This window comes from Achromobacter pulmonis (assembly GCF_002885955.2).
GTDB classification, from domain to species: Bacteria; Pseudomonadota; Gammaproteobacteria; order Burkholderiales; family Burkholderiaceae_B; genus Achromobacter; species Achromobacter pulmonis_A.
In genome coordinates, this window is record NZ_POQS01000001.1 from 118173 (window position 1) to 128855 (window position 10683).

General features: G+C 56.3%; 7 protein-coding genes. 1 reads left to right on the forward strand and 6 read right to left on the reverse strand.

Annotation, left to right across the window (positions count from 1 at the left end; all coding sequences use genetic code 11):
• Positions 1 to 65 precede the first annotated feature (65 nt).
• On the reverse strand, positions 66 to 941 hold the full coding sequence (locus C1I89_RS00545) for a hypothetical protein (protein ID WP_258231296.1): 876 nt from the start codon (positions 939 to 941) through the stop codon (positions 66 to 68).
• Positions 942 to 1230: 289 nt separating this feature from the next.
• Positions 1231 to 2658 carry an FkbM family methyltransferase gene (locus tag C1I89_RS00550; RefSeq protein ID WP_146196856.1) on the reverse strand — a complete coding sequence of 476 codons (1428 nt, stop codon included), beginning with the start codon at positions 2656 to 2658 and terminating at the stop codon, positions 1231 to 1233.
• A 112-nt stretch (positions 2659 to 2770) separates the two neighbouring features.
• On the opposite strand from C1I89_RS00550, the gene C1I89_RS00555 reads away from it, so the two are divergent.
• Positions 2771 to 3939 (forward strand): IS3 family transposase gene (locus C1I89_RS00555; protein ID WP_102770881.1). Its coding sequence is split into 2 segments (ribosomal slippage): positions 2771 to 3035 and positions 3035 to 3939, totalling 1170 coding nucleotides; the frame shifts between segments, so codons are not numbered across the junction.
• Here C1I89_RS00555 and C1I89_RS00560 read toward each other — a convergent pair.
• From C1I89_RS00560 to C1I89_RS00575, 4 genes are all read right to left on the reverse strand, one after another.
• Positions 3929 to 6739, reverse strand: a complete 2811-nt coding sequence (locus C1I89_RS00560) for an O-linked N-acetylglucosamine transferase family protein (protein WP_102770882.1) — start codon at positions 6737 to 6739, stop codon at positions 3929 to 3931. The genes C1I89_RS00555 and C1I89_RS00560 overlap by 11 nt on opposite strands.
• 217 nt (positions 6740 to 6956) lie before the next feature.
• Positions 6957 to 8030, reverse strand: a complete 1074-nt coding sequence (locus C1I89_RS00565) for a FliC/FljB family flagellin (protein ID WP_102770883.1) — start codon at positions 8028 to 8030, stop codon at positions 6957 to 6959.
• Positions 8031 to 8284: 254 nt separating this feature from the next.
• Positions 8285 to 9040: an RNA polymerase sigma factor FliA gene (locus C1I89_RS00570; protein ID WP_102770884.1), complete on the reverse strand. Its 756-nt coding sequence runs from the start codon at positions 9038 to 9040 to the stop codon at positions 8285 to 8287.
• A 465-nt stretch (positions 9041 to 9505) separates the two neighbouring features.
• Entirely contained in the window at positions 9506 to 10471 is a 966-nt protein-coding gene (locus C1I89_RS00575) for an IS5 family transposase (RefSeq protein ID WP_102770808.1), read from the reverse strand.
• Positions 10472 to 10683 lie beyond the last annotated feature (212 nt).

Here is a 10683-nt window from a genome sequence, read left to right on the forward strand (position 1 = left end):
CGACGAGGATTGGGACGGATTCCTTTGGCTGTGCACGGCCGCTGCGGGTCCTGCCTATAACCCATTCAAGGCCGGCTCGGACATTCCTTCACCGTACCCCAGGCCTGATGCGGCTCACAGAACTGCTTGCGGGCCTCCCAGGCACAGTCCGGACGTTCAAAAAATCCCAACTGCGCGCAACGCGCAAGCTCGCCTCTGAGCGCATCAAGCCAGGCCCAAGGATTCTGCGCCGGGATTTCGGTGATGCGCAGGGTAGAACGCGGCCCCGTCGGCGCGTCCTCCACCGGTTCCGGCGTGGGAGGGGTGTGCGGCTCTGCAGCCGGTATCGGCGCGATCGATGACGGCGGCTCCGGCGCCGCTGCTGCCGGTTGCGCTGGCGTTGCAGTATGCGTTTCCGGCTCGAATATCGCCTCTGGCGTAGCCATGAGCGGCAGAGGTTCCGGCGGTATGGGTTCGAGCGGCGTCAGCGGCACCCGCTGGGGCCCGGCCGCCGTGGCGCCGGATCGCGCCGTGTTGGGCGAACTCCATGACACCACCAGCAACACCAGCGCACCGTAGATCGCCAGCGTATAGAGCACGGTCAACGTCGCATAGCCCAAACGCTTGCCGGTGATGGGACGCGCCTCGTCATGGCCCAGTAGCTCGCGCCAGCGTACCAACACTGCGCCCGGCGCGGAGATCAGCCCCCAGCCGAGGCGTCGCAGCAGGTTGGGTCTATGTGGAGGCAGCGTGGCCTGTACCCGCGCGGCCAGCAGTTCGCGCAGGGCACGGTTTTCCTCTAACAACCTCTGAGTCTGTTCTTTATCTTTCAGAGTTTGTTGGTCCCGCTGCGTAGTGCTCCCTTGCGACTCATGAGGCTCGTCGGGAGGGGTGTTGGTCATTTTGAGAAAAATATAGATACAAATAACGCAAAGAGGGTGCTGCTCTGGACCCCATTTCATGCCGCCCAGTCTGGCAAGCTAGCCAATCGGCCGACGGGCTGGAAAATCGGGTCGGCAGCACCTGTCCACGGTGGATTCCGGCTGCTATCCCTGTCGGCGAGGAATATCCCTACTCGCCGTCATACGGGAGGGCATTGCTTGTTTCCAGCTGATCTGGCCATAGAAACCGCGCACCAACGTTCTGGGAGGTGCGGGTATCTAGATGCATTGACGTACTGGGGCCTATTAGACCGGGAATGTACGGACTTGCTATAAAAGCAGAACTGGCCCTTACTGGCACATCAAACTATCAAGCTTTATATTCAAATAGGTATGTTGCCGTAGCATTGAACCGTCGGGTCGCTTTGTATCCGAGAGGAACTAGAAATTCTTTCAGGTTCTGAAATTCCAATTCGGTACCTGCTTCTGCGTAAATTGTCGGATGGTAGGAATTTATCATTCCGATGGAGCCTTGAAGTACGTCAATCTCCATTCCTTCAACGTCAATCTTCATGAGCGAAATTTCTAGAGGCTCAGTCCTTTGACTGACTATTTCATCTAATGTGAATACATCAATGTCACCAACTGAATCTAGATCGATTTTTGTCATTCCGATATTGTTTGGATCGACCTTTCCGAGGCGGGCGTTACGTTTTTCCCGGCCTAGCGCAACCTGATGTGCCGATATTTTTTTGTCAAGCCCATTGATGTCAATATTTCGCTGTAGCGTCTTGAATACGTTCGGCTGCGGTTCAAACGACATTACGGACGCTGCCGAAGAGTAGAGTCCAAGATATACGCTGTGATTCCCAATATTTGCGCCGATATCAAGCACGCACGATCCTGGCCGTACTCTAGATGCCATGTCGTCAAGCATTTCCAGTTCGTAGAAAGTGTGCTGGGAACGGATGATTTTCTGAATGTGGTCTTTGTTGTCAGGCAAAGAAAATTCTACTCGCTTGCCCTTGTGAGAAAAACATGCGATGGAATTAATGACGCCGTTTATATCGGTTTCGCGTGAGAGATCAAGCGCTGGAAATCCGTAGTGCTCGATCATGGAGGCAATCTGCTTGTCGTTACCTCCTTCGGTCAAATTTCCATGCCACAAGGACTCTTCCTGGCTTCCTTCCCAAATGCGCAAGTCGAAATCCTTGCCTACGACTCTAAAACGCTTGCCATTCATCCTAGCCATCCAATATAGCCAGACGTCGTCGGCATGCGGGCATAAGGAAAGAAATGTGCTTTCGTCGATCACATCAGGATGAAAAGAATTCGGCGGATACAGGACTCCAGCGCCAGATGTCGGAAACAACAACTCTGACGGTAGAATTGATCTTGTATATTGCCAATCCCAGCTCGCGTACGGCTCAGGGACGCCTTTTTTATTCAGCGTTATCTTATGGGCGCGCCAGGCAACGATGGTAGAGTGATCATGCCAATTGTTGACAAGATCTTCGATCCAGTGGACAGGGTACGCGATGTCGTCGTCAGCAGTGATGATAAAGGCTTCGGGCTCCGCTTTTATCGTCGGTATTATTTTTTTGTAGGACTTTAGATCCTCGCAGAATTTTATTTCTATTCCTTTTTCTTGGAGATCCAAAACTTCTCGTGGCAGAAGCTGGCCTTCGGATTCCGCGATCCACAAAATAATTCTGTCTGCTTTCATGCTCTGGTTGAGCAAGCGGCCAAGTGTATGGTGCAATGTATTGAACCGCTTTTTGTACGACGTCAGACTCACGACCAGACGCCCCGGCAAGTTGTGTGGAGCCTTGGTGGTTGATGTGATTGGTCTGCCCCCTGAAAAGTGGTCCTCCCTGAAGTAGGCTATTGAGCCGTAGGAGGACGTTGGAATGCCCCAGAAGAAGCACAAACCCGAAGAGATCGTGGCGAAGCTGCGCCAAGTCGATGTTCTGTTGTCGCAAGGTCGTTCTGTCGGAGAAGCGGTCCGTTTGATCGGCGTGACGCAGTTTACGTATTACCGGTGGCGCAAGGAGTTCGGTGGCCTGAAGGGTGACCAGGTGAAGCGGCTGAAGGAGCTCGAGAAAGAGAATGACCGGCTGCGCAAGGCGGTCTCGGACCTGACACTCGAGAAGCTGATCCTGAAAGAGGCTGCTTCGGGAAACTTCTGAGCCCCGCTCGCCGTCGCCGTTGCGTCGATCGTGTCATGGCGAAGTTCTCCGTCTCGGAGCGGTTTGCCTGCAAGGTTCTCGGCCAGCATCGTTCGACCCAGCGCAAAAAGCCGCAAGGCCGGCCCGATGAAGAGGCGTTGACCTCCGACATCATCCGGCTCGCTTCCCGCTATGGCCGTTATGGCTATCGCAGGATCACGGCGATGCTGCGGTCTGAAGGCTGGACGGTGAACGCCAAGCGTGTCGAACGGATCTGGCGGCGGGAGGGGCTGAAGGTTCCCCAGAAGCAACCGAAGAAGGGGCGGCTCTGGTTGAATGACGGATCGTGCATCCGGCTTCGACCCGAGCATCCAAACCATGTCTGGTCCTATGACTTCGTCGAGGGTCGGACCCACGATGGCAGGAGATTCCGCATGCTCAACATCATCGACGAGTTCACCAGGGAATGCCTTGCAATCCGCATCGATCGCAAGCTCAACTCGACCGACGTCATCGACGCCCTGTCGGACCTGTTCATCCTGCGTGGTGTGCCCGGCCATGTCCGTTCCGACAACGGCCCGGAGTTCATCGCCAAGGCTGTACGGGAGTGGATCGTAGCCGTCGGCGCAAAGACAGCGTTCATCGAACCTGGAAGCCCTTGGGAGAACGGCTACTGCGAGAGCTTCAACTCGAAGCTCCGCGACGAACTGCTCGACGGTGAGATCTTCTACAGCCTCGCCGAGGCCAAGATCATCATCGAAGCCTGGCGGCGGTACTACAACACCGAGAGGCCACACTCGTCGCTTGGATACAAGCCACCGGCACCCGAGGCCATCATCTGGCCTGCGCCAGCAAGCGGAGCAGCACCGTCATCTGCCCAGGCAATAGCCCCAAGGCCGATCATGAACTAAGATTGAAACCGGACCACCCTATGGGGTCAGGCCAATAATGCAAATAGCCTTGGGCTGCGTTGGAATCTATCTTGCCTAAGATGAATGCGGAAAAGTCAAATGCTCCGAAAGCGGTGTGCATAAGGAATGAGAGCTTCCTTAGAGCGTTCTCAGGCATCGTGTCGAGGCGATCGACTCGAGGCACGAAAAGGGCGTCCGCACTAATAAAGCGTGTTTGCGGCAGAGTTTCCGAACCAGCGAAACCAGAGTCCAGGCAACTAGCATAATGTCCATTAGTCAGACAGAGGAACTGGAAGCCAAGATCATGAAGCAGGGGTTGGATGTTCCCTAATTGATTCTGACCGGAGAAAGTTTGGGTGAACGGAACCTGGACTTGAATTACTAGCGCGTTGCTAAGCAGATTCCTCCCGCCGTTGATGATCGATTGATTGTCATGATTTGCACTTAGCAGGAGCCAATCGATTCTGTCCAAACCATTAATATCATCCAGGCGTTGGGAGATAACAGGAATTTTCGCCAAAACCTTTGACTGGTCTCGCTGTTGGCTTGCAGACGTTTGCCAGCCGTCTGCGGTCGGCTCAAGCGTACCGCTATGTTCCGAGTCCAGGCAAATATATAGCGTCTTTTGTTCACCATCGCCAAGCACGACATGGGGAAAATGGTGCTCAATGGATTTGTTGATCAAAAATGCACTGTCAGTGGCAATCTTGCTGGTCGGATCGAAGACGATGGGAGATGCCACCTTCAAAGAGGCTACCCGTGCGAAGGCCGGACAAGTTAGCGACTTTGCCCCATGATCAACGGTCATAACCCGTCCCTCAAACGAGAAGGAGAATTCCTTGCTTTCTGAGGATCTGCTTTCCAGGACAGGCAGTGGTGTTGGTGCTGCTTCATCTTCGAACCACGGCAGGCCTTCCGGCGTGAAGGCGAGGGCCGCCGGTGCCTTGCCTATGCAATAGCGCTGCCATATAGCACGCAACGCAGCCGCCAGATGTTTCGAAAAATTCGCTGCGTCGCATACGGGCGACTGCAACAGTACAGTGCGGAGCTGGCGACGAATGACCGTAAGACTATTAAGGTCGCTACTCAATTCGATCGCGCGCTGACGGTACTCGTCCCAACTCCCGACGATGAGTTCCGGCATGCCTGCGTTTGCCAAGTGGGTCGCCGAGTGGCGGCCGGCAAAAGTAGGTCCCGGCAGCGTAATCACAGGGACTCCCATCATCATTGCTTCACATGTTGTCAGTCCGCCCGAGTACGGCCACGGGTCTAGCGCGATGTCGATCTCGTTATAGCTTTCCAGCAACTTGACGTGATTCGAATGGCCTTCGAAGCGGATGCGGGATGAATCAATCTTGTGCGCAGCCATGACGCTAATGACCCGCTGTTGCATGCGATCGAAATCGAACGCTGCGCCCTTGAGAAACAACTTAGAACCGGGAACGGCTGCCAGCAACTTGGCCCATTCGCCGAGCAACACTTCATTGACCTTTGTGGGGTTGTTGAAACATCCGAAAGTGATGTAGCCGTTTCTTGCGGCGGGCAGCGGACCCACTTCGGGCATATGCGTCGGCGGCTGATAGCAAATATAGTCATCCGGCAGGCGGATGAGTTTTTCCGTGTAAAACGCGTCACTGCCAGGCGGTGACTCCACGCTATCGGTGATCAGATAGTCGATCGATTCGACGCCGGTCGTATTGATAAGACCGCCCACCCATTTCACGATCACCGGTGCGGGTTCCATGGCGATGGTGCGCATCCTGGTCCCGGCGTTATGTCCGGAAAGATCGATCAGGATGTCGATGGAGTCCCTTCTGATGGAGTCGGCCAACTCTGCATCGGAAAGATTGCCAGTATCAGTCCATCTTGTCGCGATACGCATCAGGCGTTGAGTAATTGGATCGACGACATTGCTACTTGTGTAAAAGAATAGTTCCATCCCCCACGTTCCTATTTCTTCAAGTGCAGGGGTAATCATGAATCCAACCGGATGCTGACGGAATCCGTCGGACACCATGCCGAGCCGTAACGTGCGACCGGGCGATTGATCGCTGGCTTGTTGGCGCGGCGCTTTCGTGCGCGGAGCGAACTTTCGCCCCCATTCGCGGCACAGGTTAAGGATCTCGTTAGGCTTCGAATCCGGAAGATAGTGCGCCATTGTGATCTGATTGGACAGCGGAGCGGGATCCGTGTCGGTGAGCTTGGCTGCCCGCTTGTAGCAGGATTGCGCGTCCTCGAGTTCGGCCAGATCGCGCCACATATTGCCCAGTTCGTTTAGATGAAGATGGCGGTTGGGCGCATCGTTCTCCACCAGCCATTGCCCCGTGCGCAAGGCTTCGTCGAAACGGTGAAGTTTGAAGAGCAACTGCGATTGGCGTAGCAAACCTCCGGTATGTTTGGGGTAGCTTGCCAGTAGCTTTTCTGCGTACGCGAGCGCTGGCTCGTACTTCTCCAGGCGGTAATGACTATCGGTCAGCCCATAAAGAGCAGCAGCGCTGCTTTTATCGAGCTCTAGCGCCCGGGCGTAGTACTCTTGCGCTGCCGGATGGTCTGCCAACTGGGCGCAAGCCTGTCCTAGCAGCTCCCAGCCCGTGGCGTCTTCCGGATGTAGGCCCGTTGCCGCGGTCAAGGCCTCGCGGGCTTTGAGCGGGTTGTTTTCGAGCAAGTATCGTTGACCGAGATCGCGCCAGGCCCTTGCGTCCTCCGGGCAGCGCTCGGTTTTGGCCAGCGCCGCCTGAAGCGAGGGTACGCTGGGCCGGTTGGAAGAGAGAGGGGGGCGACGAAAAGTGGGCTTGACCATGCGATGTGCCTAAAGACCTGCGAGTGTCGTGCAGAGTACTTTGTGGGACGTGAAAGCAATGAGTGAATCAGCTCAATAAAACACAGCCATTTCCGGGGGATGCGGCCGAGTCGCTGAGAGTTGGGGGTTGGACGGAAAAAGGCCCGAGAATATGTATTCCCGGGCCTTTCGAAGAGACGTTGGCAGGTCCGAAGACCTGCCTGGCTTCTGGAGTGTATTAACGCAGCAGCGACAGCACCGTCTGCGGCACTTGGTTGGCCTGGGCCAGGACCGAGGTGCCAGCCTGTTGCAGGATCTGGGCCTTGGTCATGTTCGACACTTCGGTCGCGTAGTCGGCGTCTTCGATGCGCGAACGAGCGGCGGACAGGTTGTTGACCGTGTTGTTCAGGTTGGCAACCGTCGATTCGAAGCGGTTCTGCACGGCGCCCAGGTCGCTGCGCAGCGTGTCGACGCGTTGCAGGGCGGTGTCGATGTCTGCCAGCGGTGCGAGACCGGCCGCAGACACTTGATCCGCGGTGAGGGCGGTGCCCGTCGTAAGAGCCGCGGTGACGCTCGTAGCGCCGGTGGAGGCCACGGCAGGAGCACCCAGTTGATAGTACTCGTTGTCGGTGGACTTGACGTAGTAGGTGCTGCCCGATTGAACCACCGTGCCATTCTTAATGGCTGCTGCGGTACCGGCGGTGCCGATAGCGAACGTGGCGTTCGCTGCAGCCTTGGTGCCCGCGGCCGTGGTGAAGTTTCCAGCCTTCACGCTGTGCGCGATCTTGTTCACGTCCAGCTTGTCGAGGCCCAGCGTGGTCTTGTCGATCTTGCTCAGATCGATGCTGATCGTTTCGCTGTCGTTGGCGCCGACCTGGATCGTCAACGATTGGTCCTTGGCCAGGACATTAATGCCGTTGAATTGGGTCTGTTGCGACACGCGGTCGATTTCGCCCAGGCGTTGGGTGATTTCGGCCTGGATCGATTCCAGGTCGGTATCCGAGTTGGTGCCGTTGGCGGCCTGCACCGTCAGTTGACGGATACGCTGCAGGTTGTTGTTGATTTCGTTCAGGGCGCCTTCGGTCGTCTGGGCGATCGAGATACCGTCGTTGGCGTTGCGGGCGGCTTGCGTCAGGCCGTTGACGTTGGCGGTGAAGCGGTTGGCGATGGCTTGGCCGGCGGCGTCGTCCTTGGCGCTGTTGATGCGCAGGCCGGAGGACAGGCGCTCGATGGCGGTGCCCAGCGACGATTGCGACTTGTTCAGGTTGTTCTGCGCAACCATCGACAGATAGTTGGTATTGATGACTGCCATGTTGAGGCTCCCAAGAGAGAAAGGCTTCTTCAAACTGGGCAGCAAGGCCGCCCATCGGTGTTAACGGGAAAGTTCGTCGACGGGTGTCTAGGAATCTCTCCGTTGCCAGGATTACGGCAGGCCAAAATCGATCTTTAGGGGAATTTTTGCGAAAGTCGAAATTCTTGTTGTTGCTGGGGGGGAGAAGAGGGCGCCGATCGCGCCGTCCGCTACCCCTATATAGAGAAGGCTGCGAGAGGGCGGCCTGCGCAGCCTCAAATCACCTGCGCGATCTGCCCTTCCTGCGGCAATTCCTGCCAGGCCTGTTCCTTGAGCTTGGCGCGGATGCGGGCCGTGGCCTGGGAGCGCAGCTGGCAGACGCGCGCTTCGGTCACGTTCATGATGGCGCCGATTTCCTTGAGGTTCAGGCCTTGCTCGTAACAGAGCGACAGCAACAGTTTTTCGCGCTCGGGCAAGGCGTCGATGGCGTGGATCAGGGCCTGGCGGAAGTCGCCGGCCAATAGGGAGTCCAGCGGGTTGCCGTCGGCCGAGCCGTGGGCGAGCGCCGAGGACCAGTCGGCCAGGCCGCCGCCTGTGTCGGAGTCGGCGGCGAAGTCTTCGTAGTGGACGATCTGTACGCCCTGGGCGTCGTGCAACAGCGTCTGATATTCGCCCAGGCCGATTTCGAGCTGTTGTGCGATTTCGGCTTCGCTGGGGGCGCGCATCAGGCGCTGCTCCAGCTGCTGGATGGCCTGTTCGATCTTGCGGGCCTTGGCGCGCACGCTGCGGGGCAGCCAGTCCTGGCCGCGCAGCTCGTCGAGCATGGCGCCGCGGATGCGGGTGGTGGCGTAGGTCTCGAACTGGGCGTCGGCGGTTTCCTGGTAACGCCGCACGGCGTCGAGCAGGCCGATCATGCCGGCTTGTATCAGGTCGTCGAGCTCGACGCTGGCCGGCAGTCTGGCGAGCAATTGCAGGGCCAGCTTCCGCACTAGCGGGGCATAGTCGACCAGGCTGTCATCTGCGTGGGGCATTGCGGAATGTCGGACGGAATCTATCGTGGCGCGCCGCTGACTGTTGCCGAGATACGACATTGTCGACAAACGCGCGGGAAGCGAAAGCGAGCCGATTTAGTGGTCGGCAAGGTGCCATTGTGGGCACTGGAAACGGTTTCATTCCCCGAAGAACGCCGCGTTTTGAACGCTTGTTTGCGTGATTGAGGTAAATTTTGTGAAAAAGTTTTATGTCAAGGTGTATCGAAATCGGCAAGTTGCGCAATATCAACAAAGATTTGTCATAAAAGTCATAGAAAATGACAATACCTGTGGTAAATTTTACTTAAGGAAGGTCTGAAGAACTCGATTTCAAACATCCAAAAATCGACCTCATGACCAAAGTATTCAAAAATGGTTAAAAACTGCTCAAATCATCGCCACTTTCGGGTTGTTTGCACCCCGATCAGGCCCGTTTTCGGGCCTGTTGGCGCTTTTTGGGCGCACTTACCCTGCCACCGCCGTCAACGGGCGGCGTGCCATCCAGATATTGGACAGCGTAAACAACATTTTCAAATGCGCAGTGTTCTTGGCCAGTCCACGGAATCTGACTTTACGAAACCCGAATTGGCATTTGATGACACGAAACGGATGCTCAACCTTGGCTCGAAGACTGGATTTGGCCCGCTCAATGTTTTGCGTCAAACGATCAATTGCGCTGTTACCCAAGGCGCGCCGTTTGCCGGGGCGCATGGCAATGTGCCAGGTTACGTCACGCCCTTGGTGCTCGGGTCGTTTGTCTACGCCTTGATAACCGGCATCGCCAAAAGCCAACGTTTCTTCACCATGCAGCAACGCAGCCGCCTGAGTAACATCATGCTCATTGGCAGCGGTGCCCACCACCGTGTGGACCAGCCCGCTGTGAAGATCAACCCCAATGTGGGCCTTCATCCCAAAGTGCCACTGGTTTCCCTTTTTGGTCTGATGCATCTCGGGGTCCCGCGTGCCGCTGGCGTTCTTGGTCGAGCTGGGTGCATCGATAATTGTGGCGTCCACAATGGTGCCTTTGCGCACCTGAATGCCTTGATCCTGCAACAGCAGGTTGACCGCCTCAAGCGCTTGGTCGGCAATGTTGTGCTGCTCGAGCAGATGACGGAAGTTCAAAATGGTGGTCTCGTCCGGCACACGACCTCCAGGCAGTTTGGCAAACTGGCGCATCGAAAAGCTGTCGTACAGCGTCTCTTCCATGGCCGGGTCCGACAGCGAAAACCACAGTTGCATGAAGTAGATGCGCAGCATCGTTTCCAGCGGATACGGTGGACGACCGATGCCCGGTTTGGGGTAATGCGGATCGACCAGATCGGCAAAGAGCTTCCACGGCACCGCACGCTCCATCTTGGCCAGAAACTTCTCACGGCGCGTTTTCTTGCGTTTGCCAACGTACTCGGCTTCGGAAAAACTCAACTGGCTCATCGGGTTCACTCGGATCGGACTGTTTTCAATAACTTATATTCTGACAGGTTCGTTGGACTTGTTCAGAGGTTCCTTAAATTGCGAACAAATGATACATTTCGCATTAAAGCAGGCCTGATTTGGGCCTGCGGCAACGGTGATTGCCGGAAATTTGCGTATCTAAGGAAGGTCTGAAGAACTCGATTTCAAACATCCAAAAATCGACCTCATGA

What these genes read in the sequence shown, in the direction of transcription:
- C1I89_RS00545 (WP_258231296.1), bottom strand. Translation starts at nt 941, where the DNA reads ATGAAATGGGGTCCAGAGCAGCACCCTCTTTGCGTTATTTGTATCTAT.
- C1I89_RS00560 (WP_102770882.1), bottom strand. Translation starts at nt 6,739, where the DNA reads ATGGTCAAGCCCACTTTTCGTCGCCCCCCTCTCTCTTCCAACCGGCCC.
- C1I89_RS00565 (WP_102770883.1), bottom strand. Translation starts at nt 8,030, where the DNA reads ATGGCAGTCATCAATACCAACTATCTGTCGATGGTTGCGCAGAACAAC.
- C1I89_RS00570 (WP_102770884.1), bottom strand. Translation starts at nt 9,040, where the DNA reads ATGCCCCACGCAGATGACAGCCTGGTCGACTATGCCCCGCTAGTGCGG.
- C1I89_RS00575 (WP_102770808.1), bottom strand. Translation starts at nt 10,471, where the DNA reads ATGAGCCAGTTGAGTTTTTCCGAAGCCGAGTACGTTGGCAAACGCAAG.